Consider the following 25,834-nt stretch of genomic DNA (forward strand, 5'->3'; position numbering starts at 1 on the left):
AAACGGTTCCCAGGGTTTCCCTTTTCCATAGCTTACCTTCCGAGCTTTTGGCTCTCCGGTAAACCCGGTCTGGTTCACGGGCTTTCAATTCGTCCGAGCTTTCGGTGGTCAGGACGAGGATCGGAACAGTGGTTCGGTTGGGGCCGCTGCGCAGGCTGTCGATGACGCCAAAGCCGTCCATCTTCGGCATGTTGATGTCGGTAATCACCACGTCCGGGTCGACATCCGGGAAAACCTCGACACCTTCCTGACCATCGCAGGCGGAGTGGAACTCGAACCCCGCACCTTCGAGAGAGACGCGCAACAAGTTTCGGATCGTACGCGAGTCGTCGATTGCCAGCACCTTTGTCGTCATTGCATCGTCTCCTGGTCGAAATGGTCGGCGGATAGCCCGAGGCGCTTCAAACCCTCGCGGAAAGAAGGTGTCATGTCGGTGACCTGAAAGGATGCACCGTCCATTGCCCATTGTTTTTCCGCGACCAGCAGCAATTGCAGCCGGTGGGAATCGAGGCGGTTGACATCGCGCGCCGAGACTGTGACCGGCGCTCCGCGAGCGTTCAGCAGAAAGGCGACGAGCGGGTCTTCACCCGAACGGGCGCGGGAAACCCCAAGCGCATGGAAATTGATATCTGGCATCGTGAAACTGCATCCCTAGTGGCACCGTTCGCGCCGATGCACGGCACGTTTTCGAAAAGCAGGAATACGCGCGCTGTCTTAACAAAGCGTTCCGGGATTTGTGGTCTCGAAAGGCACGGTTTGTACCTGTCACAGCCGGGCACGCAGGGTCCCGGTGCCACATAAATTCTTTTACATCAGGATCTTGCAGAGCATCCCAAGGTGCATGTGTGGGGCTCGGCCTCGGGTGCCGGTATAAGCATGGAAAATTGCAACTATCTGTTCCAAACTTTGCCCGGGGCTGTCTGGGCGCGCTCAGGCCACATGTCGTCGCTCGATCATGTCGCAGGCGGGGGTGATTCACGGATAGGCCTGCATCCGCTTGGCCGTCCAAGGCGCGCAGGTCGGAAAACGACGGCATATGCCGGAGAAGCCGAGATTTCCGACCGGACCTGCGCTAGGCTCCTGCGCAACGGACAGGAGAATACGATGACGCTGGACAAGCAGAGCAACCCGTTTCGGGGCACCGGGCTGGGGCTGGATTCCCCTTGGCCGATCGTCGAGGCACGGGACGTGTCCATGCTGTTGGCCAAATGCCCTGCGCATGCGCAAACGCCGTTGCAGGACGCACCCGAGCTGGCCGCGCGTCTCGGCGTGGCGCGGGTCAGCCTGAAGGATGAGCGTGACCGGATGGGCCTTGGCAGCTTCAAGGCGTTGGGGGCCGCGTTTGCCATTGCGCGCGAGGCTGCCGCGACCGGCGACGAGTGGGTCACGGCCTTGCAAGGCCGCACCTATGTTACCGCGAGCGCGGGCAATCACGGTCTGTCCGTGGCCGCCGGGGCGCGTCTGTTCGGGGCGCAGGCGGTGATCTACCTGTCGCGGACGGTGCCGGAGGCGTTCGCGCAGCGGCTCACTGCCAAGGGGGCCAAGGTGGTCCGCGAAGGTGCCGATTACGAGGCCAGCATGCGGGCCGCCGCCGCCGCGGCCGAGGCGCATGGGTGGACGCTGCTGTCAGACAGTTCGTGGCCGGGCTATACCGAATTGCCGCTGCGCGTGATGGAAGGGTATCTGCAACTTGCCGCCGAGGCCGCCGCGCAGGTCGACACGCCGCCAACGCATATCCTGTTGCAAGCGGGGGTCGGCGGGCTGGCCGCCGCCGTTGCCGCTCATGCCCGGCATGTTTGGGCAGACGGGCCGCAGATCGTCGTGGTCGAACCGCAGGCCGCCCCGGCCTTGATCGAGAGCATCCGGGCAGGGGGCGTGGTGGATACGTCCGGGCCGGACAGTTGCATGGGGCGTCTCGATTGCAAGACGCCGTCGATGATCGCCCTGCAAGGGCTGGCGCGGGATGCCGACCTGTTCGTCACGATCACCGAGGAGCAGGCGGAGCAAGCGGTGCGCGATCTGGCCGGGATGGGCATTGCGACGACGCCCTCGGGTGCGGGCGGCATCGCGGCGGCGCTGGCCGGGTTGGACCTGCCGCCTGACGCGCATGTGCTGGCCATCCTCAGCGAGGGGCCGGAGGATGCCTGAGACGTCGCTGATCTTCCCGGCCTCGGAATACCGTGCGCGCATCACGGCCTTGCAGGCGCGCATGGCGGTTCAAGGTTTGACGGCACTTTTGCTGACCAGCCCGGCGGACGTATTCTATACGACCGGGTTCCTGACGCGCTTCTGGGAAAGCCCGGCCCGTCCGTGGTTCATCGTGGTCCCCTCACAGGGCGACCCGGTTGCGGTGATTCCCGCCATCGGCGCCGACCTGATGCGCCGCACATGGATTCCCCGGATCGAGACCTGGGACGCCCCCGACCCGCGCGATGACGGGGTCAGCCTGCTGGCGGGCGTTCTGGGCGACATCGTCCCTGAAAGCGGTGCCATCGGCCTGCCGATGGGTCTGGAAACACATCTGCGCATGCCCGTGGCCGACTACGAGACGCTGCGCGCCCGCCTTGCCCCACGCCGGTTCGAGGACGCCACCGGCTGCGTTCAGAAGGTGCGAGAGATCAAGTCCGAGGCCGAGATTGCCAAGATCCGCGCCTCTTGTGCGCTGGCGGGACGTGTCTTTGACCGGGTGCCGGAGTTTGCCGGTGAAGGGCGCCCGCTGGACGCGGTCTTTCGCGACTTCCAGATTGCGCTGCTGCAAGAGGGGGCCGACTGGGTCAGTTATGTCGCGGGGGGCGCCGGGCCGGACGGCTATGGCGACGTGATCTCGCCCGCGTCGAGCGACCCGCTGCAACGGGGTGACGTACTGATGCTGGACACCGGCGCGGTGAAGGACGGGTATTTCTGCGATTTCGACCGCAACTACGCCATCGGCCCGGCCTCGGACTGTGCCCGCCGCGCGCATCACGCGCTTTGGCAGGCGACCGAAGACGTCATGGCGGCGCTGCGCCCCGGGCATCTGGCCTGCGATGTGCACCGCCTGTTCGACGAGGCGCTGCGCGGGCAGGGGGCAGAGACGGGGGGCGGGCGACTGGGCCATGGGCTGGGCGTGACGCTGACGGAATGGCCGTCCTTCACGCCGCTGGACCGGACGCCATTGCGTGCGGGCATGGTGCTTACGCTGGAGCCGGGATGCGCCACGCGCGACGGTCGCATGCTGGTGCACGAGGAAAACATCGTACTGCGCGAGGATGGCGTCGAGCTGTTGTCGCCGCGCGCCCCTGCGGACCTCCCGGAGATCGGCTCATGACGCCGTTCGCCTACGAGATCGAGGAAGACACGCGGCCCCGGCTCGGGCTGATCGTGTTGCAGGTGGACGAGACCATCGAGCAGGACTTCCGGCACCTTTTCACGCCCGACAGGGCGCGGCTGCATGTCAGCCGGGTGCCCTCCGGCGCGGAGCTGAACCCTGACACCATCGCCGGGATGGCGCATGACCTGCCCGCTGCGACACGGCTGTTGCCGGTCGCCGCGCCGCTCGATGCCGTGGCTTATGCCTGCACCTCCGGCACAACCCTGATCGGCGCGGACCAAGTGCACCAGATGATCCGCGCGAATTGCCCGGCGCGGGCGGCCACCGACCCACTGACCGCCGCGCTTGCAGCCTGCGCGCGGTTGGGCGTCACGCGGCTGGGGATCGTGTCACCCTATATCGCATCGGTGGCGGTGCCGATCCGGCGTGCCTTCGAGGCGGCTGGGCTTATGGTGCCGCACACGCTCTCCTTCGGCGAAGAGATCGAGGCCCGGGTGGCCCGCATCGCCCCCGCCTCCATCGCCGAGGCCGCCCGCGCGGTTGCGTCCCAAGGCGGGATAGACGCGGTATTCCTTTCCTGCACCAACCTGCGCACCCTCGACATCATCGCCCCGCTGGAGGCGGAGCTGGGCCTGCCTGTCCTCAGTTCGAACCAGGTCCTTGCATGGCACATGGCCGCCCTTGCCGGGATCACCGATCTGCCCGCCAAAGCGGGACGCCTGATGCAGTCCTGACATGGGCCGGGCTTGCATCCTTGAAGGCGGTACGCCATCTAGGCAGGGAAACGCCAAGGAGCGGAGGCAATCATGTTGGAATTGGGTCAGGGTCAAGGGCAGGCGCCGGCAGACGATCTGGTGAAGGACATCACCGAGGCGGAATTCATGGCCGAGGTCGTGGATGGCTCGCAAACGGTGCCGGTGATCGTCGATTTCTGGGCGCCTTGGTGCGGCCCGTGCAAGCAGCTTGGCCCGGCTCTGGAAGAGGCGGTCAGGGCGGCCAAGGGCGCGGTGCGCATGGTCAAGGTCAACGTCGACGAGGCGCAGATGATCGCCGGTCAGTTGCGCATCCAGTCGATCCCGACGGTCTATGCCTTCTGGCAGGGCCAGCCGGTGGACGGCTTTCAGGGCGCGCTGCCCGGCTCGGAACTGAAGGCCTTCATCGAGCGGGTCGTGACCGCTGCCGGGGGCGATGCCTCAGGTGGTCTCGATGATGCGATTGCCGCCGCCGAGGAAATGCTGGAGCAGGGGGCCGCAGCGGATGCCGTGCAGGTCTTTGCCGCGATCCTCGAAGAGGACCCGATGAACGCCAAGGCCTATGGCGGCATGGTGCGCAGCTATATCGCCGCCGGTGATCTGGAGCAGGCCGAGGCGGCGCTGAATGGCGCCCCGGTCGAAATTTCCAAGTCGCCCGAACTGGAGGCCGCGCATGCCCAGCTGGAACTGGCCAAGCAGGCGGCGAATGCCGGTCCCGTGGCGGAACTGACAGCCGCGGTCGAGGCCAATCCCGACGACCATCAGGCGCGCTACGACCTCGCGCAGGCGCTTTATGCCAAGGGCGACGGGCAGGCTGCCGTCGATCATCTGCTGGAACTGTTCCGCCGGGATCGCGAGTGGAACGACGGTGCCGCCAAGGCGCAGCTTTTCACCATCTTCGAGGCGCTCAAGCCGAACGATCCCGTTGTTCTCAACGGCCGGCGGAAACTGTCGTCGATGATATTTGCCTGAGCCGGTCGGCGGGCTAGCTGTCACGACATGACTTGGCTTACCGACCTGCCCGGGATGATCCCCGTTTTTCCCTTGCCCGGCGCACTGTTGCTGCCCCGGGCACGGCTGCCCCTTCACATCTTCGAACCGCGCTATCTGGCCATGCTGGACGACTGCCTGAAGACCGATACGCGGCTGATCGGCATGGTGCAGCCGATGGTCACGCCGGGCCGACCCGAAGGCCTGCACAAGATCGGCTGCGCGGGCCGTGTCACGCAATTCTCCGAGACGGAGGATGGCCGCTACATGATCACGCTGGCCGGGATTTCGCGCTTTCGGATCGTGCAGGAGGTCGAGGGCTTCACGCCTTACCGGCGCTGCGAGGTGCGCTGGGACGGGTTCGAGGCGGACCGCAAGTCGAGCGATTGCGATGACCGGTTCGACCGGCGCGCCTTCATGGCGCTGCTGGATCGCTACTTCACCGCGCGCGACCTGTCCGCCGATTGGCAGACCTTGCAGGATGCGGAGGACGAGCTGTTGATCAACTCGCTGTCGATGCTGCTGGACTTCGGCCCCGAGGACAAGCAGGCGCTGCTGGAGGCGCCATCGCTTGCGACGCGGCGCGAGACGCTGGTAACGCTGATCGAATATGCCCTGCGGGGCGGCGAAGAGGACAGGATCCAATGACCGACGCCTTGTATGACCGGCGTATGCTGGAGGCTTTGATCTGCCCTGTGACGCAAGGCCCGCTGGACTATGACGCGGCGGCGGGCGAGCTGATCTCGCGCAGGGCGTCGCTGGCCTATCCGATCCGCGACGGCATCCCGATCATGCTGGCCGACGAGGCGCGCAAGATCGAGGATTAGGCGTGCCTGTCGTAGGATGGGTGATCACCCATCCTACCCGAGCAACGCCAGCGCGCGGGCAAAGACTTCCGGCGTGACGTTGCCGCCAGAGATCGTCGCGACCACCGTGTCGCCCGCCAGCGCCTCGCCGTGGAACAGCGCCGCTGCCAGCGCCACGGCGCCACCCGGCTCTGCCACCACCTTGAGATGCGCAAAGGCCAGCGCCATCGCCCGCAGGACCTCGTCGTCGCTGACCACCAGCCCCGACGCGCACAGGCGGGACGTGATCGGAAAGGTCAACGCGCCCGGCATCGGTGTCAGGATCGCGTCGCACAGGCCCCCGGCCTCGGTGGCGTTGCCCAGCCGTACGCCCGCCGCCAGTGAGCGTGCCGTGTCGTCATACCCTTCGGGTTCCACCGGGCGCACCCGCAGCCCCGGCGCCCGCGCCTCCAGCGCCAGCGCGATCCCGGCGGTCAGACCGCCTCCGCCGCAGCAGACCAGCACATCGGCCCGCTCCACGCCCTTCTCTGCCGCTTGGGCAGCGATTTCGAGGCCGCAGGTGCCCTGACCGGCAATGACTTGGAGTTCGTCATAGGGCTTGATCAGCGTCAGGCCACGTTCGGAGGCCAGCCGGTCGCCGATCTCTTCGCGCGCCTCGCGGCCCCGGTCGTACAGCACGACCTCGGCGCCCAAGGCGCGCGTATTCTCGATCTTGGGTTTCGGCGCGTCGGACGGCATCACGATCACGGCGGGCGCCCCAAAGGCGCGGGCCGCTGCCGCAACGCCCTGCGCGTGGTTGCCCGAAGAATAGGCCAGCACGCCCCGCGCGCGCGTCTGCGGGTCCAGCGCCGACAGGGCGGACCAGCCGCCCCGGAACTTGAAGCTGCCGGTATGCTGCAGGCATTCCGCCTTGACCAGCACCCGCCGCCCGGCGAGGTCGTCCAGCCGTGGCGAGGACAGCAGCGGCGTCCGGCGCGCATGCCCGTTCAGGCGCTCTGCCGCGGCCTCGATCATCGTGATATCCATCGGTCCCCCTTTTTTCGCCGACGCTAGCGCCGGATCGATCCCCTGCAAAGCCGGATCGTGCGGCGGCTGCCCCGGTTGCGCATCGGAAGCAACAGGTTCGGCGGTTTACTGCGGAAGCGCGGTTTCGAGATTGGCGACATTCATCGCTTTGGCTAGGGTCCCGGCAAAGGAGGCGCGCCATGATTCACAGCCTTTTCCGGGGTCTGGTCCTGTCTTGCCTGCTGGCGGGGGCTGCGTTGGCGCAGACCGACGATCATGGCGACGATCACGACCATATCGAGGATTGCCCGCCGTTCGAATGGGGCGGCTATATCGATCCGGGTCAACAGACCTACGAACAAGAGGTGGTCGCCGGGTTCGACGATGGCCGGATCGTGCTCGAAGTCCGCTTCGACGCTCTTGCCGGGCCGGTGGCGAAGCACTTCATGTTTCTGGAGTTGATCGATGGCTGCGTGCTGCGGGCGGTTTCCGTCGGCAGCTACATGAAAGAGGTCGTCAAGCTGGGCAAGGACGTGGTTCATGTCGATCTGTACGAACCGGACACGCAGCGCCGGCTTGCCACGCTCGACAGCCTGCCCGAGATCGACACGATCCGCCAGCAGGCCTTGGCGATCTTCCTCGGGACGGAGCCCAAACCGGAGCCGGAGGCGAAGGGCGGCGCCATCGGCAACTGAGGGCTGAAATCGCGCCCGAGTGATTCCTTGAAATCGTTCACAAATTCACAAAATTCGGCTCGAACGGCCTTGGCCGACTCGCGTTAAGCGCGATCTTCCGTAGCGGTACTTCGCCGTATCGAAGGTGTGCGCGCTGCAATTTTGATCAATTTTTGCTCAGCGCCAAAGAATTTTGCAACACTCCCGATTCCGGGGAGGTGCATTAATAAAGCGTAAATTCAACGCGTTAATGCGGTGGCCCGGAAATGCATGCCGTGGTGTGCCGGATTGTGACCGACTTGATGAAACAAGTCGCAATTTACACCAAAGGGTCAAATGGGTAACGATTCCTCCTGATGCAGACCAAGTTTTCGCCCCGTTGCCGCGTTTTGCGGTCCGTCCTGCAGCGCGTATCATGCGCGGATGCGTCGGTCCCAAAGCGTTTGGGGGCCGGGACAATACCTGAATTCCATAAGAGATCCCCGGACCAACGGGGCATGCATCGTTTGACCAACAAGTGAGGAACCGATGAAAACCAAACTGATGACCGTTGCCGTTGCCGCAGCCTGTGCCGCCGGTGCAGCTGGCGCCGCGACTCTCGATGATGTGAAGGCCGCTGGCGTCCTGAAATGTGGTGTGAGCCAGGGTCTTCCGGGCTTCTCCGCGACCAATGACGCGGGCGAATGGACCGGTATCGACGTCGATTACTGCAAGGCGCTGGCCGCTGCGGTTCTGGGCGATGCGAATGCCGTGGAATACGTGTCGCTGTCCGCAAAGGACCGCTTCACCGCGTTGTCCTCTGGCGAGATCGACGTGCTGTCGCGCAACACCACCTGGACCATCACCCGCGATACCGACCTGGGCATCTCCTTCGTCGGCGTGAACTACTATGACGGTCAGGGCATGATGGTTCCCGCCGGTCTGGGCATCAAATCGGCGATGGAGCTGGATGGCGCAACCATCTGCACCAACACCGGCACCACGACCGAGCTGAACATTACCGACTACTTCCAGCAGCATGGCATGGAATTCCAGCTCGTCGCGCTGGAGAACTCGGACGAGGTGATCGCCGCCTACGGGTCCGGCCGTTGCGACGTGTTCACCACCGACCGCTCCGGCGTGGCAGCCGAGCGTCTGAAGCTGGCCGATCCGGACGCGCATGTCGTCCTGCCCGAGACCATCTCGAAAGAGCCGCTTGGCCCGTCGGTCCGCGCCGGTGACGAGCAGTGGATGAAGATCGCCCGCTGGGTTCTGAACGGTGTGGTCGAAGCCGAGGAATACGGCATCTCCTCCGAGAACATCGAAGAGATGAAGTCGTCGGAAAACCCCTCCGTTCAGCGTATTCTGGGCGTGGGTGACAACAACTACGGCGAACCGCTGGGTCTGGATGCCGAGTTCATCGCTCGGGCTGTCGAACAGGTCGGCAACTATGGCGAGATGTACGAGCGCAATGTCGGCCCGAACACCCCGCTGAAGCTGGACCGCGGCGTCAACGAGCTGTGGACCAATGGTGGCCTGATGTACGCTCCGCCGATCCGTTGATCGGCGCAGGCTGCCGGGTGATCCCCTGATCGGCCCGGCAGCACCGCATCAAGAAAAAGCGAAAAGGGGCGGAGGCTTGCCTCTGTCCCTTTTCCTATAAGACCAGCGGGGACACATCATGAGTTCGACAACCGACAGTGACGTTCAGCCAAAGGGCGAACGCACGGGGCTTGCCGCCCTTGTATTCGACAGTCACGCGCGATCCTTGTTCTTTCAGGCGATCCTTGCGCTGATCATCATCGGGATGATCTATCTGGCCTTGCAGAACGCGGCCGCCAACCTTGCGGCGCAGAACAAGGAATTCGGCTTTGATTTCTTTGACAGGCCATCGGACATTCAGGTTCTGACCACGTTCGGAACGTGGCTTGTGGGCTATGAGGCGGGGGAAAGCACCGTCTTCGACATCTTCATGGTGTCGATTGCCAACACCTTGATCGTGTCCATCGTCGGCATCTTCTTTGCCACGATCTGGGGCTTCCTCATGGGGATCTTCCGGCTGTCGTCCAACTTCGTCCTGCGCAGTTTCGCCACCATCTACGTGGAATTGCTGCGCAACATCCCGCTGCTGTTGCAGATCTTCTTCTGGGCGGCGCTGCTGCGCCTTGTCGCCCCGTCCGAGCGCGGCACCTACGGGACGCTTGTGCCGGGCCTGTTCCAGTTCGACGTCAAGGGCATCTACGGTCCTTATCCGATTGTCGAGCCCGGCTTCTGGATGACCATCGTGGCGTTCCTCGCCGCCTGTGTCGGCGCATGGTTCTATGCGCGGCAGGCGAAGAAGAAGCAGGACGCGACGGGCCAGCCCTCGCCGGTCTTCCGGGTGTCGCTGGCGCTGATCGTGCTGGTGCCGACCGTGGTCTACCTGATCACCGGACGCCCGATCACGCTGGAATGGCCGAACTTCGTCACCGAAGGCCCGGTCTTCCGTCGCGGATTCGAACTGGGCATCGGCAGCTACATCGCGCCGGAATTCATGGCGCTGTTCCTTGCTCTGTTCACCTACACCGCCGCCTTCATCGCGGAAATCGTCCGCGCCGGTATCCAAGCCGTGCCCAAGGGCCAGTCCGAGGCCGCCGCGGCGCTGGGGCTGACCGACGGGCAGGCGATGCGCAAGGTCATCCTGCCGCAGGCCTTCCGGGTGATCGTGCCGCCGCTGACCTCGCAATATCTGAACCTGACCAAGAACTCGTCGCTGGCCGCCGCCATCGGCTATCCGGAACTGGTCGCGGTCTTCGCGGGGACGATCCTGAACCAAGTCGGCAAGGCCATCGAGATCATCGCCATCGTGATCCTCGTCTATCTGACGATCTCGCTGCTGACCTCGGCCTTCATGAACTGGTTCAACAACCGCGTCGCGCTGGTCGAACGGTAAGGGGGCAGGGATATGCAAGAACACGAAACAGATCACTGGGTGCGCACGCACGAGGCCCCCATCCTGCCTGCTCCGGCATCGGAGGTCGGCATCCAAGGCTGGCTGTGGCGCAACATTTTTGCGTCCATGGCCGACTATTCCAGCCCGGGCAAGGCGGTCAATTCGGTCTTCATGACCATCATGACGCTGTTCACCGCCTATGCGCTGATCTGGATGATCTGGACCATCTTCGATTTCGCGGTGCTGTCGGCAACGTTTTCGGACCCCGAGGGGCTGAAGCGCGAAGCCTGCTTCGTCAATGGCGGGGCGTGCTGGCCCTTCATTCAGGCGAAGTGGTACCAGTTCATGTACGGCTTCTACCCCGAGGAAAACGTCTGGCGGGTGAACCTGTGCTTCTTCATCCTTGGGGCGGGCATCGCATGGCTGGTCTTTGGTCCCAGCCACAAGGGCAAGGTCGCGGCTTTCATGCTGATCGGTTTCCCGATCATCGCCTTCGTCCTGCTCAACGGCATGCCGATCGAGGAAGAGGGCGACCTTGGCCACCTGTTCGCGGGGGCATGGTTCCCGGTGCTGCTGGCGGCGGTGTTCTTTGCCGGGTGGTGGTTGGCCAATGCCGGACGTTTCGGCGATGTCGGGCAGGCCTTCGCCCCCGCGATGCTGATTGCGACCGGCGTGCTGGGGCTGTTTGCCTTCCTGCCGCTGGTGACCGGCCTCATCGACGTTGTGCTGGGCACCGAAGTGGTCGAGACCAACAAGTGGGGCGGCCTGACCGTGACGCTGGTGGTGGCGATCTTCGGTATCGTGATATCGCTGCCGGTGGGCATGTTGCTGGCGCTGGGGCGCCGGTCGAACGCGCCGATCATCAAGTATTCCTCGGTGATCTTCATCGAGGTGGTCCGCGGCATCCCGCTGATCTCGGTGCTGTTTTTCGCCAGCGCCATGCTGCCCTACTTCCTTGAGCCGGGCGTCGACTTCAACAAGCTGTTGCGCGCCATCGTCGGCGTGATCCTCTTCGCCTCCGCCTATATGGCCGAAGTGATCCGGGGCGGTCTGCAGGCGATCCCCAAGGGGCAATACGAGGGCGGCATGTCGCTGGGCCTGTCCTACTGGCAGCAAATGCGGCTGATCATCATGCCGCAGGCGCTGACCACCGTGATCCCGGGCATCGTGAACACCTTCATCGGGCTGTTCAAGGATACCACGCTGGTGCTGATCATCTCGATCTTCGACCTGCTGGGCGTCCTGCTGAACACCCTGAAGGACCCGGAATGGTCCACGCCCACCACCGCCTATACCGGCTACCTGACCATCGCGTTCATCTACTTCGTGTTCTGCTTCGGGATGTCGCGGTACTCGGTTTACATGGAACGCAAACTTGATCGCTCGCACCGCTGAGGAGTGGAAAACATGACAGAGACAATGACAGACGCCCCTCGCAAGAACCTTCAGGTGTCCGACGAGGTCGCCATCGAGATTCAGGGCATGAACAAGTGGTACGGCCAGTTTCACGTGCTGCGCGACATCGACCTGACGGTCTATCGCGGCGAGCGTATCGTGATCTGCGGCCCGTCCGGGTCGGGCAAATCCACGCTGATCCGCTGCATCAACGCGCTGGAAGAGCACCAGAAGGGCGCGATCACCGTCGACGGGACCAAGCTGACCTCGGACCTCAAGAACATCGACACGATCCGGTCCGAGGTGGGCATGTGCTTTCAGCACTTCAACCTGTTCCCGCATCTGACCATTCTGGAAAACTGCACGCTGGCGCCGATCCATGTGCGCAAGACGCCCAAGCGCGAGGCGATCGAGACGGCGATGCACTATCTGGAAAAGGTCAAGATTCCCGATCAGGCGGGCAAGTATCCCGGCCAGTTGTCGGGCGGTCAGCAGCAGCGTGTGGCGATTGCGCGGTCGCTTTGCATGAAGCCGCGCATCATGCTGTTTGACGAACCGACCTCGGCGCTGGACCCGGAGATGATCAAGGAGGTGCTCGACACCATGATCGAGCTTGCCGAGGAAGGCATGACGATGCTGTGTGTGACCCACGAGATGGGCTTTGCCCGTCAGGTGGCGAACCGGGTGATCTTCATGGCGGATGGCCAGATCGTCGAACAGAACGAGCCCGAAGAGTTCTTCAACAACCCGAAGAGCGAGCGCACCCAGCAGTTCCTGAGCCAGATCCTGGGGCACTGAGCGCATCGCAGCACGACAACGGGGCGGCCTTCGGGCCGCCTTTTTCGTTCAGATATCGAAGAAATCGCCGAGGTTCTGCACGATGGCGATCAACAGCATCATCCCAAGGATCGCCAAGGCCAGCCACAGCACGAAATGTGCGAGGATGGCGGCTGCGCCCAGTCCTGCGCCGTAGATCGCCAGCCGCCCGGCCTCGCGCCGGTAGCTGGAAATCGCCGCCAGGAACAAGGCCAGAACGCCGAGGAGGGGGATCGCGACAAACAGGGCCGCGCCTGACCCGGCTTCGACCAAGTCCGGTTGGGGCGGCGGCAGGTCCCGAAAGCTGCGCCACGCCGCGCGGGCCATTTCACCGGCCATTTCCCCGATCTGCGTCGGGGCAGAGGGCTGCGGGTGCATCATGGGCAGGGCGATCTGGACGAAGACCAGCACCAAGGCAAGGCCACCGGCCATGGCGGCCCATGCGCCGAAATTGCGCATCAAGGGCAGAAGGGATGGGGGCGCAGTCTGGGTCATGCGGTTAGGGTAAACAGGAAACCCGGCGCAAAAATGGCGGCTTCGGGATGACTTCGGGGTTTTGCCGCCCTCCGGCGGTCTATTCATTCGGCGGGCGTGCGTGTCGGAAGGCCCGAGGCAAAAGCGATCTCGAAACATGCGCCGCGATCGCCGGGCAGGTGCCGGATCGTCCCGCCATGCGCGGATAGCAGCGCCGAGACGATCGCCAGCCCCATGCCCGTTCCACCGCTGTCGCGACGGGTGGTAAAGAACGGGTCTAAGACCTGCGCGGCATTGCCTGCGGAAATCCCGCTGCCATCGTCCTGCACGGTCAGCGCCTGACCATCCTGCCGTATCATGACCTCGCCTGCGCCATGCTCGGCGGCGTTGCGCAGCAGGTGCGACAGCACCAGTGCAAGCCCCTCCGGCGCCAGCGGCAGGGGATGGGCCGTGCCGCCCTGTGTGACCGAGACGGGTCTGTCTTCGATCAGGGACAAGGCCTGTGCGACAGTCGTTTCACCCAGATAGCGCGCCTCGCGCGCGCGGGCGATGTTGCGCAGCGCGGTCAGTTGATCCTCCAACTGTGCGCGTGCCTCGTCGATGCGGGCCAGCAGGGCCGCATCCTCGGGTGACAGGGTGTTGCCGTCTTCGAGCAGTTCGCAGGCCGCCCGCAAAACGCTGACCGGGGTCTTGAGTTCATGCGTGACATGGTCCGTATAGGCGCGGATGGTGCTTTCGCGATTGCGCAGCGCCTCGGCCATGGCGATCACCCGCTGCGCCAGCCCGTGCAACTCGGTCGTGCCGTAATGGGCCGGGTGCGGGGCGTCCTGCCCGCGTTCCTGCGCCGCCGCATAGGTCTGCAAGGCACGGATCGGGCGCAACAGCAGGCGCACCAGCAGCCAGCCCAATCCCCCCGTTACTGCGGTGATCACCAGCGCCAGCAGCACCGCCGCCTGCCGAAAGCCGATCTCCGGGCCGAGATAGCGCAGCGCCACCAGCCCGGCAAAGGACAGCGCCAGCGTGCCCGCCAGCGCCCCCAGCAGAACAAATCCCAGCGACGGGCGCCAACGCGTCATGGCACCGGCCTCAGCCGCATGCCCTGCCCATGCACCGTCTCGATCACATCCGGCTGGCCCGCCTCGGCCAGCTTGCGGCGCAAATTGCGCAGGTGGCTGTCCAGCGTCCGGTCCGAGACGGGGCTGCCCGCCCCCCAGATTGCGTCGGTCACTTGCGCGCGCGTCCACAGCCGGTTGGGCTGACCCAGCAGCGCTTCGAGCAGGCGCAGCTCGGTGCCGGTCAAGGCCAGATCAACGCCCGCGACCGAGACCAGCCGGGCCTGCGGATCCATCCGCAAGCTGCCATGGCTCAGCGCGCGCGGCGCGGGGCCCGCGCTGCGTTTCAGGATCGCACGGATGCGGGCGATCACTTCGCGCGGCGAGAAGGGCTTGGTCACGTAGTCGTCGGCCCCCAGTTCCAGCCCGACGATGCGGTCGATCTCGTCGTCGCGGGCGGTCAGGAAAAGGATCGGCACGTCGGAGGTCGCGCGGATGCGGCGGCAGGTCTCGAACCCGTCCATTTCCGGCAGGCCCACGTCGAGCACGATCAGGTCGGGCGTCTCGCGCGCCGCATGTGTCAGCGCCGTCTGCCCGTCCGCTGCGGTCACGACCGCGTAGCCTGCCCGCTCCAGCGCCATGCGCACGAGGTCGCGAAGGCGCGGGTCATCATCGACGAGCAGGATTTTCATCGCGATCCTCCGTGGTTGCGGCGGCACCATAGGCCTGCACCCGGGCCTTGCGAAGCCCCCATTCCTGCCATGCGCCCGGCGTCGGTGCCACAAGGTCCGGGCAGAAACGGCGCCCAGCCGTGCGGGCTGCGGAAATCGGTCCGTATGCCATTGGCCCAAGCTTGCAGATATAGGCGAGGTCGGGCTCGGCGCGCGTCAGGTTCCGTTCGGCGATCTCTTCGGCGAAGTTGACGAAGGCGCAGGCATAAAGCGTCGCAACCCCCAGCATCGCGCCCCGGATCGCCAGCCACGCGTTCGGGCGACGACGGATGACCTGCCAGCCGATCAGCAGCAACACGCAGGCCGTCAACCCCATCCAGATCAGCGCGTGGATGCGCAGGTAGGTCAGCCCGTAGCTGTCGATATACAAGTCCAACCTCAGCGCCGCCGAGGCGCACAGCGCCACGTTCTGCGCAAGCCAGAGCAGCATCAGCGGCTTCAACGCCCGGTGTTCGTCCAGAAAGGGCCGCGCCAGCAGGGCAAAGGTTCCCGCCAGCAGCGCCGTGGCCAGAAGCGGGTAGGCGCCGCGATGGGCGTATTCGGCGTAGCTCATGCCCTCGGGCAGGGAGGCGCCGCCGATGAGGATCGTCACATCGGACAGGCTTTGCAGCCCGATCATGAGGTTGAAGACGCTCAGCGCGCTCAGCGTCGAGCCGGGGTTCAGCCCCAAACCGGGCAGGGCGAGGCGCGGCAGGTCGGGTTGCCCGACCGCAGCGACCGGGCGCAACAGCGGCGCGGTGAACAGCGCGATGCCCCCCCAGAACATGACGCGTGGCACAAGCTCGCCCAGATCGAAGACCCGCGACAGGCTGTCGGAGAAGACCGGGTTGGCGTCGATGAGCAGGCTGCCAAAGACCAGCGCCCCGCCCAGAGGAAACGCCCAGTTGCGCCAGAGCGCGCGCAGATGTGCCGGGCTCTTGGCCGGGGGAAGCTCCGTTTCGGTCAGGAAGGCGCGCAGACGGGCGGGCAGCGCCTGCCGTATCCAGTCGGCGGGCAGGCGCGACAGGCGGGCCAGCGTGGTCCAGACGATCTGCACCGGGGACAGGTCCGGGTTGTGAGCCAGCGCCAGCGCCGCCAGCACGGCGCCTGCCATGAACGCCAGCGACAGCGGTTGCACGAACTCCACCACCGGCAGAATCCCGGCCAGCATCAGGACCATTGGCCAGAACAACCGCCGCACCGGCAGGCCGTGCGTGGCCGCGCCCGCCACGAGGACCGCGAAGATCGCGAGGTTGAGGCCGAAGCCGTGCCCCCAGAACAGCAGGTCCGAGGCGAGCACCAAGGCCGAGAGCAGCAGGGCGCCGGGCAGGCGCTGTCCGCTTTGGACCGGATGCCGCGCCGGGATCGGCGCGTCGTCCAGCCACCACCCGTCACGGGCGAGGGCGCGGGGCAGGGAGGGTGTCGTTTCTTGCATGGATGTCTCTCCTGTAAGGTCCGGCCCGGTATGCCCCCTGCGCCGTGCAGCAGGTCGTCAGGAAATGTGCAGGAGACGTGCAGACAGCAGGCCCGACAGGGCGTCACATCGGCCTGTCAATTCTGCCCGGTTGATAAAGATTTGATGTGCATCCTCGCTTTTCGGTCCGGTGGGCGGCTTGCGTCTACCGCTCGGTTTCCGCTCTAATGGCGACCGCGCGGCGGCGGAGATTCACGCCCCGCGGATGGTCGGTAATGAGGATGCGTGCGCCATGCCCGATGATTTCAGCCAGGACACATCGACGACGGGTGTCGTTTCGATCGGCGGAACGGCCACCGGCGTGCTCGAGGTGACGGGGGACCGGGATTGGTTCGCCGTTACGCTGTCGGCCGGTCAGGCGATCGAGGTGCAGTTGAACGGCGTCTCCCTGTCGGACCCTTTCCTGCGGGTTTACGACGCCAGCGGCACGCTTCTGGTCTTCAACGACGATGCCAACGGCCTCGACTCTCAGTTGACCTACCTCTCGACCGCCGATGAGACCGTCTACATCGAGGCCGGTGCGTGGGATGATCGCTATGTCGGAAGCTACGAGATTTCCGTCATCGAGGTGGACCCGCCCGGGCCGCTCGACGCGCTCGACTGGGCGGGGCAGCTGTCCGACACATCCATCTCGGTCTATTTCGCACCGGCGGGCTATGTCGGGGCCGATGGCATCACCTCGGAGGCGTGGAACGCCTACGAGATCGCCCGCGTCCAAGACGCTTTCGCGACGATCGAGGCGGTGACCAATGTCACATTCTCGGTGGTCGGAAATGCAGGCGCGGCGGATTTCATCCTTCAGCTGGACGCGAATGGCCAGATGGATCCGGGCACGCTGGGCTATTTCTATCCGCCGGGCACGCCGAATGCCGGGCTTGGCGTCTTCAACGGCGCGGCTTGGGACCGGACCAACACCACCGGCGGGCTGGAACGTGGCGGCGAGGATTTCGTCACCGTGGTGCACGAATTGCTGCATGGCATGGGTCTTGCGCATCCCCACGATACCGGCGGCGGGTCGCAGATCATGCCGGGGGTGACCTCGGCCTTCAACAGCTATGGCGACCACCTGCTCAATCAGGGCGTCTTCACCACGATGAGCTACAATTCCGGCTTCCGCACCGGGCCGGTCGGCACGCCCAGCTTCGGCCCGGGCTACGGTCACGAGGCCGGGCCGATGGCGCTGGACATCGCCCTGCTGCAAGAGATGTACGGCGCGAACCTGACGACGGCGACCGGCGACGATGTCTACGACCTGCCGGACGCGAACCTGCCGGGCACGGCCTATGTGGCGATCTGGGATGCGGGCGGAACGGACGAGCTGCGCTATTCCGGGACGCGCAACGCCACGATCGACCTGCGCGCCGCGACGCTGGCCTACGAACTGGGCGGCGGCGGATTCATTTCGGGCGCCAACGGCATCGCCGGGGGCTATACGATTGCCGATGGTGTGGTGATCGAGAATGCGACCGGCGGCAGCGGCAACGACACGCTGACCGGCAATGATGTCGCGAACCTGTTCAGCTCTGGCGGCGGTGCGGACTCCGTCTCGGGCGGCGGCGGGGACGACACGGTGCTGGGCAATGCGGGCGCCGACACCCTGCGCGGCGGCGAGGGCGTTGACCTGCTGGATTACAGCGCCTCGGGCGGTTCCGTCACGGTCGACCTTGGCAGCAACACCGCTAGCGGAAACGACGCGGCAGGCGACGACATCGCGGGGTTCGAGCAGGTCACGGGCAGCGGCTTTGGCGATGTGCTGGCGGGGGATGGCGGCAACAACACTCTGGATGGCGGCGGCGGTTCGGATCATCTGTCGGGCGATGACGGCGCCGACCACCTGATCGGCGGCTTTGCCTCCGACACGCTTCTGGGTGGAAATGGCAGGGATACGCTGGACGGCGGCTATGGCGATGACGAGATCAATGGCGGCTCCGGTCGGGACACCGCGGTCTATGCCGGCTTTGGCGGCGGCATCAGCGTGAACCTCAACACCACCGGTGTGCAATATACCGGGGCGGCGGGCACCGACACGCTGACCAGCATCGAGCACCTCGTTGGCGGCGACTTCAACGACACTTTCATCGGCTACCATACCGACGGCGACCTGTTTGGCGGCGGCGGCTCGGACCGGCTTTACGGGCTTGGCGGGGCCGAGACTCTGGATGGTGGCGCAGGCAACGACATCCTTGTGGGGGGAGCAGGCAACGACACGTTGCTGGGCGGCACCACGGGCCGTGATGTTCTGCTGGGCGGCACCGGAAAGGACTCGCTGGTCGGCGGGGATGACCTCGACCAGCTGCGCGGCGGGGCCGACAGCGACACATTGATTGGCGGCGCCGGGCGCGATGTGCTGATCGGTGGTGACTATGTCAGCGGGGGCTTTCCCGGCGATGGCGCGGCGGATGTGTTCGTGTTCACCGACGTGTCGGAGTCCAGCGCGGGGGGCGGCACACGCGACGTGATCCGCGACTTCGAACAGGGGCTAGATATCATCGACCTGTCCGGTATCGATGCCGATGGCACGAGCGGGGGCAGCAACGAGGCTTTCACCTTCATCGGGGCGGCGGCCTTTGGCAACGTCGCGGGCGAATTGCGCGCCTTCGACATCAATGGCAACACGGTGCTGCGCGGTGACGTGGACGGCGACGGCGTCGCCGATTTCGAGGTCTTCCTGAACGGCGCCTTTACCCTGACAGCGGCGGATTTCATCTTGTGACCCAAGCCGCATCCCTCGCTGACGGATGGCGTGAGCCCTCCGACAGATGGGGTCACGTGCCGTCAAGGATGTGCAGGCTGCGGCGCTGTTCCTGCAACGCCTCGAAGATGGCGTAATCGCGGGTCATCCGGGCCTGAGCCTCGGGCTGGGGGGCAAATGTGTCGGTCTTGTCGGCGAACTGCTGCCCAGCCTGCGCCAGATCGGTCGCGAGACCTGATGCCACCGCCGCCACCATGGCCGTGCCCCGCAGCACCGCGTCGGTGTTGGTCTGCCGGACGATCACATGACCGGTCGCGTCAGCAAACAGCTGAGTCATCTGGTCCGACAGGGCCATGCCGCCACCCATGGTCAGGGCGCGACCCGGGGCGACGCCCATATGCGACAGGATCTGCCGCGTTCCCAGCGCGATCCCCACTGCCGTGCGCCAATATAGCGCGCATAGCGCGTCAAAGCTGCGATCCAGCGGCAGGCCGTGGATCACGCCGCGCGCCAGCGGGTCGGCAAGCGGCGAGCGGTTGCCGTTGAAATCCGGCAGGACATGCAATCCACGGGCAAAGCTCTCGCCCTGATCGGCGCGCAAGGCGGCGATCCGGTGCAGGATGGTCGGGTGATCGGGGCGCGGCGCGGCTTCGCGACCGGGCCAGCTGTCGATGACGAAATCGAGCGCGGCCCCCGCCGCCGACTGTCCCCCTTCGCTGGCCCAAAGACCGGGCAGGACGGCATCGCGGAACGGCCCCCAGATGCCGGGGATCGCGGTGGGCCGGTCCGACAGGGCCATGACGCAATTCGATGTTCCGGCAATCAGGCAAAGCCCGTCCGGTGCGCCAGTGCTGGCCCCCAGCGCCCCGGCATAGGCGTCTACCATGCCGGTCCCGACGCGCAGACCCGGGGTCAGCCCCATCTGCGCGGCGGCGGCTTCGGTCAGCCTGCCCGCACAGCTGCCGGGTTGCAGCACGGTCTCTGGCAGCGCCAGATCGTCGAGGCCGATGCGGGCCAGAAGGTCGGTCTGCCATCCGCCGGCATCGGGCAGGTAGGGCCATTTCGTGGCGAGCACCGAGGCCGAGGCCGAAACGGAGCCACAGGCCCGCCCGGTCAGCGCATCGACCAGATCCCGGGCACCCCGCGCCTGAGGCCAAAGATCGGGCCTGTGGCGCTTTACCCACAAAAGCTTGGCCGTCTGCATCTCGGGCGACATGCTGCCGCCGAGGTGGCGGATCAGGTCATGGCCGGTTGCGGTGATCTCGGCGGCCTCGACGGCGGCGCGGTGGTCGTACCAAGCGATGGTGTCCCGCCCGTCCGGCCCCAACGGCACGGGCAGAACCAGCGAACAGGTGGCGTCGAAGGCAAGCCCGGCGATGTCTTTGGCGGCTGTCCCGGCTGTCTCGAGGGCGGCCCGCACGGCATCGCAGGCCGCTTGCCAAAGCGTCTCGAAGCGATACTCGGCCACGCCCCCGGCCTGTTCGGACACGTCGAAACTGCGGGCTTCGCGCGCCAGCATCCGGCCGTCCGGCGCAAAGATCGCGGCGCGGGCGCTGCGTGTCCCGACATCGACGGCACAGATGTGTTGGGCCATGCTCTCCCTCAAGTCGCGGCGAGCGCGCGCAGGCAGGCGGGCAACTCTTCCATGTGGCCCATGATGGCGTCGGGGGCGAGTTTTGCAACCTCTTCGCGCAGGTTCGCCGGGCCGGCATGGGACCCGCCAACAAAGGCGATGGCGCGCATTCCGGCGGCCTTGGCGGCCTTGATCCCGGCGGGGCTGTCCTCGATCACGGTGCAACTGGCCGGATCGGCGCCCATTTCGCGGGCTGCATGCAGGAACAGATCGGGCGCGGGTTTGCCGCGCGCGACCATCGTGGCAGAGAAGATATGCGGATGAAACAGCGGCAGCAGCCCGGTGACGTCGAGCGACAGCGCGATCCGGTCGGGCTGCGACGAGGAGGCGACGCAGACCGGGCGTTCGAGGGTCTCGACCGCCGCGCGCAGACCGGGGATCGGGCGCAACTCGCTGCGAAAGCGGGCGAACAGGCGCTCGCGCAGGGCGGACAGATGCGCCTCGGTCAGGTCGCAGCCGCGTTCCGTGCGCAGCCAGCTTGCGATGGTCGGGATCGAGCGCCCAAGCAGCCGGGCATAACCCTCGGCCTCGGTCAACGGACAGCCCGCCTCGGCCAGCACCTCCAGCATGACCGAAAGCGAGATCGGTTCGCTGTCGACCAGCACGCCATCGCAATCGAAGATCACGAGGCCGGAGGCGGACCCAGCCGTCATTCGGCGAGATAGGTTTCCAGCGTGGCCGCGGTGCCCTTGGTCCAGAGCATCACCAGCCAGCGCGCAAAGGCCGCGACAAAGCCGTCATGCGCGGCAAGGTCGCCATAGACGGCCTTTTGTGTCAGCCAGATCGCCGGGTCTTCCTTGGCTTGCAGGGCCAGCGCCTGCAACGCGTCCCAGTTTGGGTCATTCGGTTCGATCACCGCGCCGCTGTCGCTGGTGCCTGCGCAATAGCGGCACCAGAGCGCGCTTTCCAGCGCCAGCCCCTCGATCGTGGCACCCTGCGCCAGCGCGTCGCGGATCACCGGCACGATGAATTTCGGCTGGCGGTTGGAGCCGTCAAGGCACAGGCGGCGGATCGTGTCGCCGATCTTGGGATTGCTGAAGCGTTCCTCGATCTTGTCGAAATAGGCGCTTGTGTCGGTCTCGGGCACCGGCGGGACCATCGGGATGATCTCGGTTTCCTCGATCTTGCGCAGGAAGGCGCGGATCAGGGGATGCTCCATCGCCTCGTGCACAAAGTGTATATTCAGCAGGCCTGCCGGGTAGGCAATCACCGCGTGTCCGGCATTGAGGATGCGCAACTTCATCAATTCAAAGGGAATCACGTCGTCGACAAATTGTACACCGGCCTCTTCGAGCGGCGGACGGCCCAGCGGAAAGTTGTCCTCCAGCACCCATTGGGTGAAGTCCTCGCAGAAGACCGGCCAGCCGTCTTCCAGTCCGAATTCGTCACGCAGGATGGCACGTTCGCGGTCGGTGGTGGCGGGGGTGATGCGGTCGACCATGCCATTGGGGAAGGCAACATTGGCGACGATCCAATCGGCGAAAGCCGGGTCCGTCATGCGCGCAAGGCCTGTCAGCGTGCGGCGGGTCACGTCGCCATTGTGGGGGATGTTGTCGCAACACATGATGGTAAAGGGCGGCAGGCCCTTGGCCTGACGTGCGCGCAACCCGGCAAGGATCATGCCGAACACGGTTTTCGGGCTGTCGGGGTTGGCGGCATCGTGCTGGATCGACGGGTGGCTCGGGTCGAAATCGTCCGAGGCATCCAGAAAATAGCCGCCCTCGGTGATGGTCAGCGAGACGATGCGGATGTCATCCTCGGCCATCCGCGCAATCGTCGCGGTGGCGTTGGCCGGTTCGATATAGTCGATCATCGATCCCAGCACGCGGGCCTCGGATGTGTCGGCCTCCTGTTCCACCAGCGTCGTCAGGAAATCCTGCGCGGCGAGGATGTCGCGGCCCCTGCGCTCGCCCTCGAAGACGCCTGCGCCAACCAGCGCCCAATCCTGCGCCAGCCCCTTGCCCATCAACGTGTCGAGATACATCGCCTGATGCGCGCGGTGAAAGTTGCCAAGGCCGAAATGCAGGATCCCGGCGGTCAGGCTGCTTCGGTCATAGCCCGGGGCGCTGACGCGGTCGGGCAGATGGGCGAGGGCGGCGTTGGACAGCGTGACGGTCATTGGATCATACCATGTGTCAAATGGCGCAGGCGCGCCGGTGTGGGTCAGGCCCCTTCCCCTAGAGAGGGCGGGGAAGGGGAGGCCGGGCATGGGATACGGTCCACGCCCGGCCGGTTCGGTCAGGCGATGCGCAGGCCCTTGTCGTCGAAGCGGTGCAGCTTTTCGGCGTCGGGTGTCAAGTAGACGGTATCGCCGTGATGGACGGAAAACTCCCCGCCGACGCGCACGGTGATGGTCTCGGCCAGCCCGGTGCCATGCACGTGGATGAAGGTGTCCGAGCCAAGGTGTTCGGACACGCCGACGGTGCCTTTCCACAGGCCGTCGGTGGTCGAGGCGGTCAGGTGCTCGGGGCGGATGCCGATGGTCGTGGCGTCATGTTTCGCGGCCTCGGGCCCGCCGATCAGGTTCATCTTGGGCGAGCCGATGAAGCCCGCGACAAAGGTGTTGCGCGGGCTGTGATACAGCTCCAGCGGGCTGCCGACCTGCTCGATCACACCGGCCTGAAGCACGACGATCTTGTCGGCCATGGTCATGGCTTCGACCTGATCGTGGGTCACGTAGATCATCGTGGTGTCGAGTTTCTTGTGAAGCTCCGAGATCTCCATCCGCATGCCGACGCGCAGCGCCGCGTCGAGGTTCGAGAGCGGTTCGTCGAACAGGAAGGCGGCGGGTTCGCGCACGATGGCGCGGCCGATGGCGACACGCTGGCGCTGACCGCCGGACAACTGGCCCGGACGACGGTCGAGATAGTCGGTCAGGTTCAGCGCCTTGGCCGCCGAGTCGATCCGGCGTTTTTGTTCGTCCTCGGGCACACCGGCCATCTTCATCGGGAAGGCGATGTTCTTGCGCACCGACATGTGCGGGTACAGCGCGTAGGATTGGAACACCATGGCCAGACCGCGTTTTGCAGGCGGCAGGGCGGTGGCGTCCTGCCCGTCGATCTCGATATGCCCGCCTGTCGTGTCCTCGAGGCCTGCGATCAGGCGCAGAAGCGTGGACTTGCCGCAGCCCGAGGGGCCGACGAAGACCACGAACTCGCCGTCTTCGATGGACAGGTCCAGAGGCGGGATGACGGTGACGTCGCCGAAGGATTTCTTGACTTGCTTGAGTTGGATACGGCCCATTGTCGTTTTCCTTTTTGCGCTACCGCTGTCGCTACTTGAGCGCGATTATTTCACCGCGCCGAAGGTCAGACCCCGGACGAGTTGTTTCTGGCTGAACCAGCCCATGATCAGGATCGGCGCGATGGCCATGACGGACGCGGCCGAGAGTTTCGCGTAGAACAGACCCTCGGGCGAGGAATAGCTGGCGATGAACGCGGTCAAAGGCGCTGCCTTGGCAGCGGTCAGGTTCAGCGTCCAGAAGGCCTCGTTCCACGCGAGGATGATGTTCAGCAGCAGGGTCGAGGCGATGCCGGGGATGGCCATCGGCGTCAGCACATACAGGATTTCCTCCTTCAGGCCCGCGCCGTCCATCCGCGCCGCTTCGAGGATCTCGCCCGGAATTTCGCGGAAGTAGGTGTAAAGCATCCAGACGATGATCGGCAGGTTGATGAGCATCAACACGATGACCAGACCGATGCGGGTGTCCAGAAGGCCCAGCTGGATGAACAGCAGGTAGATCGGATAAAGCACGCCCACCGCCGGCAGCATCTTGGTCGAGAGCATCCACAGCAGGATGTCCTTGGTCCGTTTGCTGGGCACGAAGGCCATGGACCACGCGGCGGGAACGGCGATGATCAGGCCCAGAACGGTCGAGCCGCCCGCGATGATGATCGAGTTCCACAGGAAGCGCATGTAGTTGGAGCGTTCCTGAACGACGGCGTAGTTTTCGAGCGTCCAGTCGAAGAAGAACCAGATCGGCGGGTCGTTGATCGCCTGTGCCTCTGTCTTGAAGCTGGTGAGGATGGTCCAGAGGATCGGGAAGAAGATCACCAGACCCACGGCCCATGCGGCGGCGGTGTTGATGAGCTTGCGTTGGTTTGTAACGGCGCGGGCCATGGTCAGGTCCTCTCGCTTGTTGTGTTTCGCGTCGCTGCGCGCCGCGATCCGCTGGGGAGGCTCTGCCTCCCCAGACCCCTCCGAGGTATTTGGGGACCAAAGAAGCAGGGGCGGGAGAAAGGTGTGTTATGCATCGAGGTTTTTCCCGACGATGCGCATCAGGAAGATGGCGACGATATTGGCGAGGATGATCGCGTAGACACCGCCTGCGCTGCCGAGGCCCACGTTCTGGCTTTCCAGCACGCGCTGGAAGATCAGGTAGGTCAGGGTGCGGGTGCCGAAGGCGCCGCCAGTGGTGACGAAGATCTCGGCGAAGATGCCCAGCAGGAAGATCGTCTGGATCAGGATCACGATGGTGATGGCGCGGCCCAGATGCGGCAGGATGATGTACCAGAAGCGCTTGAGCGCCGGGGCACCGTCCATTTCCGCGGCCTCGAGCTGTTCGCTGTCCAGCGACTGGATCGCGGTCAGCAGGATCAGCGTCGCAAAGGGCAGCCATTGCCAGCTGATGATCATCACCAGCGAGGGCATCGAGGCTTGGCTGAGCCATTGGATCGGCTCCGCCCCGAAGAACTTCCACATATGGGCGAACAGGCCGTTGATCGGGTCCATGAACATGTTCTTCCACACCAGCGCCGAAACCGTGGGCATGACGAAGAACGGGGCGATCACAAGGATGCGGACGACGCCTTGGCCCCACATCGGTTGATCCAGCAGGATCGCCAGCAGAACGCCCAGACAGACGGTGATGACAAGCACGCCGCCGACGATCACCAGTGTGGTCTGCACCGCAGGCCAGAACGAGCTGGACGAGACGAAGCGCACGTAGTTCTCGAACCCCACCCAGCCGAGGTCGCCACCGCGCAGGGGGAGGTATTTCTTGAACGAGAAATACAGCGTCATGATCAGCGGCACCAGCATCCAGCCCAGAAGCAGGACGACGGCCGGGGCCATCATCACGCGGGCTGCGGACCGCGACTGTTGCGTCGCCATGAGGTATCCTCCCTCGGGTTTGGGTCAT

General features: G+C 65.2%; 25 protein-coding genes. 12 read left to right on the forward strand and 13 right to left on the reverse strand.

Annotated elements, in window-relative coordinates; genetic code table 11:
* Both D8Z78_RS12845 and D8Z78_RS12850 read right to left on the reverse strand, forming a co-directional pair.
* Positions 1-355: response regulator (locus D8Z78_RS12845; protein ID WP_240672113.1), on the reverse strand; the 355-nt coding region annotated here is incomplete at its 3' end.
* The gene (locus tag D8Z78_RS12850; RefSeq protein ID WP_121630676.1) at positions 352-636 is read right to left on the reverse strand and encodes an STAS domain-containing protein; all 285 of its coding nucleotides are present in this window, start codon (positions 634-636) and stop codon (positions 352-354) included. The genes D8Z78_RS12850 and D8Z78_RS12845, both read right to left, overlap by 4 nt.
* Before the next feature lie 468 nt (positions 637-1,104).
* Here D8Z78_RS12850 and D8Z78_RS12855 point away from each other — a divergent pair, with 468 nt between their 5' ends.
* From D8Z78_RS12855 to D8Z78_RS12880, 6 genes are all read left to right on the forward strand, one after another.
* Positions 1,105-2,148 (forward strand): pyridoxal-phosphate dependent enzyme, encoded by a 1,044-nt coding sequence (locus D8Z78_RS12855; RefSeq protein WP_121630677.1) that lies wholly within the window; start codon positions 1,105-1,107, stop codon positions 2,146-2,148.
* Positions 2,141-3,307: a M24 family metallopeptidase gene (locus tag D8Z78_RS12860; protein ID WP_121630678.1), complete on the forward strand. Its 1,167-nt coding sequence runs from the start codon at positions 2,141-2,143 to the stop codon at positions 3,305-3,307. The genes D8Z78_RS12855 and D8Z78_RS12860 overlap by 8 nt, the downstream gene beginning before the upstream one ends.
* The gene (locus tag D8Z78_RS12865; protein ID WP_121630679.1) at positions 3,304-4,044 is read left to right on the forward strand and encodes a maleate cis-trans isomerase family protein; all 741 of its coding nucleotides are present in this window, start codon (positions 3,304-3,306) and stop codon (positions 4,042-4,044) included. Before D8Z78_RS12860 ends, D8Z78_RS12865 begins: the two co-directional genes overlap by 4 nt.
* Before the next feature lie 72 nt (positions 4,045-4,116).
* On the forward strand, positions 4,117-5,034 hold the full coding sequence (locus D8Z78_RS12870) for a thioredoxin family protein (RefSeq protein ID WP_121630680.1): 918 nt from the start codon (positions 4,117-4,119) through the stop codon (positions 5,032-5,034).
* A gap of 27 nt (positions 5,035-5,061) precedes the next feature.
* Positions 5,062-5,700, forward strand: a complete 639-nt coding sequence (locus D8Z78_RS12875) for an LON peptidase substrate-binding domain-containing protein (protein ID WP_121630681.1) — start codon at positions 5,062-5,064, stop codon at positions 5,698-5,700.
* The gene (locus tag D8Z78_RS12880; RefSeq protein ID WP_121630682.1) at positions 5,697-5,879 is read left to right on the forward strand and encodes a Trm112 family protein; all 183 of its coding nucleotides are present in this window, start codon (positions 5,697-5,699) and stop codon (positions 5,877-5,879) included. The genes D8Z78_RS12875 and D8Z78_RS12880 overlap by 4 nt, the downstream gene beginning before the upstream one ends.
* 33 nt (positions 5,880-5,912) lie before the next feature.
* On the opposite strand, the gene D8Z78_RS12885 is transcribed toward D8Z78_RS12880, so the two are convergent.
* A complete protein-coding gene (locus tag D8Z78_RS12885; RefSeq protein WP_121630683.1) occupies positions 5,913-6,884 on the reverse strand; it encodes a threonine ammonia-lyase in 972 nt (323 codons plus the stop codon).
* A gap of 179 nt (positions 6,885-7,063) precedes the next feature.
* On the opposite strand from D8Z78_RS12885, the gene D8Z78_RS12890 reads away from it, so the two are divergent.
* From D8Z78_RS12890 to D8Z78_RS12910, 5 genes are all read left to right on the forward strand, one after another.
* Positions 7,064-7,558, forward strand: coding sequence for a hypothetical protein (locus tag D8Z78_RS12890; RefSeq protein ID WP_121630684.1), 495 nt, complete (start codon positions 7,064-7,066; stop codon positions 7,556-7,558).
* A 507-nt stretch (positions 7,559-8,065) separates the two neighbouring features.
* Positions 8,066-9,079: an amino acid ABC transporter substrate-binding protein gene (locus D8Z78_RS12895; RefSeq protein WP_121630685.1), complete on the forward strand. Its 1,014-nt coding sequence runs from the start codon at positions 8,066-8,068 to the stop codon at positions 9,077-9,079.
* Between the two features lie 118 nt (positions 9,080-9,197).
* The gene (locus tag D8Z78_RS12900; protein WP_121630686.1) at positions 9,198-10,448 is read left to right on the forward strand and encodes an amino acid ABC transporter permease; all 1,251 of its coding nucleotides are present in this window, start codon (positions 9,198-9,200) and stop codon (positions 10,446-10,448) included.
* A gap of 12 nt (positions 10,449-10,460) precedes the next feature.
* On the forward strand, positions 10,461-11,843 hold the full coding sequence (locus tag D8Z78_RS12905; RefSeq protein ID WP_121630687.1) for an amino acid ABC transporter permease: 1,383 nt from the start codon (positions 10,461-10,463) through the stop codon (positions 11,841-11,843).
* 24 nt (positions 11,844-11,867) lie between these two features.
* A complete protein-coding gene (locus tag D8Z78_RS12910) occupies positions 11,868-12,641 on the forward strand; it encodes an amino acid ABC transporter ATP-binding protein (protein ID WP_420824318.1) in 774 nt (257 codons plus the stop codon).
* 48 nt (positions 12,642-12,689) lie between these two features.
* Here the strand turns inward: D8Z78_RS12910 and D8Z78_RS12915 are convergent, their stop codons facing one another.
* From D8Z78_RS12915 to D8Z78_RS12930, 4 genes are all read right to left on the reverse strand, one after another.
* Entirely contained in the window at positions 12,690-13,154 is a 465-nt protein-coding gene (locus tag D8Z78_RS12915) for a hypothetical protein (RefSeq protein WP_128910783.1), read from the reverse strand.
* An 83-nt stretch (positions 13,155-13,237) separates the two neighbouring features.
* Positions 13,238-14,209: a sensor histidine kinase gene (locus D8Z78_RS12920; RefSeq protein WP_121630690.1), complete on the reverse strand. Its 972-nt coding sequence runs from the start codon at positions 14,207-14,209 to the stop codon at positions 13,238-13,240.
* The gene (locus D8Z78_RS12925; RefSeq protein ID WP_121630691.1) at positions 14,206-14,877 is read right to left on the reverse strand and encodes a response regulator transcription factor; all 672 of its coding nucleotides are present in this window, start codon (positions 14,875-14,877) and stop codon (positions 14,206-14,208) included. The genes D8Z78_RS12920 and D8Z78_RS12925 overlap by 4 nt, the downstream gene beginning before the upstream one ends.
* Complete coding sequence (locus tag D8Z78_RS12930; protein ID WP_121630692.1) at positions 14,855-16,330, reverse strand: DUF4153 domain-containing protein; 1,476 nt, start codon at positions 16,328-16,330, stop codon at positions 14,855-14,857. Before D8Z78_RS12930 ends, D8Z78_RS12925 begins: the two co-directional genes overlap by 23 nt.
* A 271-nt stretch (positions 16,331-16,601) precedes the next feature.
* On the opposite strand from D8Z78_RS12930, the gene D8Z78_RS12935 reads away from it, so the two are divergent.
* Positions 16,602-19,082, forward strand: a complete 2,481-nt coding sequence (locus tag D8Z78_RS12935) for a M10 family metallopeptidase (protein WP_164932959.1) — start codon at positions 16,602-16,604, stop codon at positions 19,080-19,082.
* Positions 19,083-19,134: 52 nt separating this feature from the next.
* On the opposite strand, the gene D8Z78_RS12940 is transcribed toward D8Z78_RS12935, so the two are convergent.
* The 6 genes from D8Z78_RS12940 to D8Z78_RS12965 all read right to left on the reverse strand — a co-directional run bounded on the left by D8Z78_RS12940 (position 19,135) and on the right by D8Z78_RS12965 (position 25,806).
* Positions 19,135-20,655, reverse strand: a complete 1,521-nt coding sequence (locus tag D8Z78_RS12940; protein WP_121630694.1) for an FGGY-family carbohydrate kinase — start codon at positions 20,653-20,655, stop codon at positions 19,135-19,137.
* Between the two features lie 8 nt (positions 20,656-20,663).
* The gene (locus D8Z78_RS12945; RefSeq protein WP_121630695.1) at positions 20,664-21,347 is read right to left on the reverse strand and encodes an HAD family hydrolase; all 684 of its coding nucleotides are present in this window, start codon (positions 21,345-21,347) and stop codon (positions 20,664-20,666) included.
* Complete coding sequence (locus tag D8Z78_RS12950) at positions 21,344-22,813, reverse strand: mannitol dehydrogenase family protein (protein ID WP_121630696.1); 1,470 nt, start codon at positions 22,811-22,813, stop codon at positions 21,344-21,346. The genes D8Z78_RS12945 and D8Z78_RS12950 overlap by 4 nt, the downstream gene beginning before the upstream one ends.
* A gap of 119 nt (positions 22,814-22,932) precedes the next feature.
* A complete protein-coding gene (locus D8Z78_RS12955) occupies positions 22,933-23,937 on the reverse strand; it encodes an ABC transporter ATP-binding protein (RefSeq protein ID WP_121630697.1) in 1,005 nt (334 codons plus the stop codon).
* A gap of 45 nt (positions 23,938-23,982) precedes the next feature.
* Complete coding sequence (locus D8Z78_RS12960; protein WP_121630698.1) at positions 23,983-24,813, reverse strand: carbohydrate ABC transporter permease; 831 nt, start codon at positions 24,811-24,813, stop codon at positions 23,983-23,985.
* A gap of 126 nt (positions 24,814-24,939) precedes the next feature.
* Positions 24,940-25,806 carry a carbohydrate ABC transporter permease gene (locus D8Z78_RS12965; RefSeq protein WP_121630699.1) on the reverse strand — a complete coding sequence of 289 codons (867 nt, stop codon included), beginning with the start codon at positions 25,804-25,806 and terminating at the stop codon, positions 24,940-24,942.
* Positions 25,807-25,834 lie beyond the last annotated feature (28 nt).

Source organism: Tropicibacter alexandrii, assembly GCF_003667315.2.
GTDB classification, from domain to species: Bacteria; Pseudomonadota; Alphaproteobacteria; order Rhodobacterales; family Rhodobacteraceae; genus Tropicibacter; species Tropicibacter alexandrii.

Coding starts and splice junctions, on each gene's coding strand:
- D8Z78_RS12850 (WP_121630676.1), bottom strand. CDS start 636: ATGCCAGATATCAATTTCCATGCGCTTGGGGTTTCCCGCGCCCGTTCG.
- D8Z78_RS12855 (WP_121630677.1), top strand. CDS start 1,105: ATGACGCTGGACAAGCAGAGCAACCCGTTTCGGGGCACCGGGCTGGGG.
- D8Z78_RS12860 (WP_121630678.1), top strand. CDS start 2,141: ATGCCTGAGACGTCGCTGATCTTCCCGGCCTCGGAATACCGTGCGCGC.
- D8Z78_RS12865 (WP_121630679.1), top strand. CDS start 3,304: ATGACGCCGTTCGCCTACGAGATCGAGGAAGACACGCGGCCCCGGCTC.
- D8Z78_RS12870 (WP_121630680.1), top strand. CDS start 4,117: ATGTTGGAATTGGGTCAGGGTCAAGGGCAGGCGCCGGCAGACGATCTG.
- D8Z78_RS12875 (WP_121630681.1), top strand. CDS start 5,062: ATGACTTGGCTTACCGACCTGCCCGGGATGATCCCCGTTTTTCCCTTG.
- D8Z78_RS12880 (WP_121630682.1), top strand. CDS start 5,697: ATGACCGACGCCTTGTATGACCGGCGTATGCTGGAGGCTTTGATCTGC.
- D8Z78_RS12885 (WP_121630683.1), bottom strand. CDS start 6,884: ATGGATATCACGATGATCGAGGCCGCGGCAGAGCGCCTGAACGGGCAT.
- D8Z78_RS12890 (WP_121630684.1), top strand. CDS start 7,064: ATGATTCACAGCCTTTTCCGGGGTCTGGTCCTGTCTTGCCTGCTGGCG.
- D8Z78_RS12895 (WP_121630685.1), top strand. CDS start 8,066: ATGAAAACCAAACTGATGACCGTTGCCGTTGCCGCAGCCTGTGCCGCC.
- D8Z78_RS12900 (WP_121630686.1), top strand. CDS start 9,198: ATGAGTTCGACAACCGACAGTGACGTTCAGCCAAAGGGCGAACGCACG.
- D8Z78_RS12905 (WP_121630687.1), top strand. CDS start 10,461: ATGCAAGAACACGAAACAGATCACTGGGTGCGCACGCACGAGGCCCCC.
- D8Z78_RS12910 (WP_420824318.1), top strand. CDS start 11,868: ATGACAGACGCCCCTCGCAAGAACCTTCAGGTGTCCGACGAGGTCGCC.
- D8Z78_RS12915 (WP_128910783.1), bottom strand. CDS start 13,154: ATGACCCAGACTGCGCCCCCATCCCTTCTGCCCTTGATGCGCAATTTC.
- D8Z78_RS12920 (WP_121630690.1), bottom strand. CDS start 14,209: ATGACGCGTTGGCGCCCGTCGCTGGGATTTGTTCTGCTGGGGGCGCTG.
- D8Z78_RS12925 (WP_121630691.1), bottom strand. CDS start 14,877: ATGAAAATCCTGCTCGTCGATGATGACCCGCGCCTTCGCGACCTCGTG.
- D8Z78_RS12930 (WP_121630692.1), bottom strand. CDS start 16,330: ATGCAAGAAACGACACCCTCCCTGCCCCGCGCCCTCGCCCGTGACGGG.
- D8Z78_RS12935 (WP_164932959.1), top strand. CDS start 16,602: ATGCCCGATGATTTCAGCCAGGACACATCGACGACGGGTGTCGTTTCG.
- D8Z78_RS12940 (WP_121630694.1), bottom strand. CDS start 20,655: ATGGCCCAACACATCTGTGCCGTCGATGTCGGGACACGCAGCGCCCGC.
- D8Z78_RS12945 (WP_121630695.1), bottom strand. CDS start 21,347: ATGACGGCTGGGTCCGCCTCCGGCCTCGTGATCTTCGATTGCGATGGC.
- D8Z78_RS12950 (WP_121630696.1), bottom strand. CDS start 22,813: ATGACCGTCACGCTGTCCAACGCCGCCCTCGCCCATCTGCCCGACCGC.
- D8Z78_RS12955 (WP_121630697.1), bottom strand. CDS start 23,937: ATGGGCCGTATCCAACTCAAGCAAGTCAAGAAATCCTTCGGCGACGTC.
- D8Z78_RS12960 (WP_121630698.1), bottom strand. CDS start 24,813: ATGGCCCGCGCCGTTACAAACCAACGCAAGCTCATCAACACCGCCGCC.
- D8Z78_RS12965 (WP_121630699.1), bottom strand. CDS start 25,806: ATGGCGACGCAACAGTCGCGGTCCGCAGCCCGCGTGATGATGGCCCCG.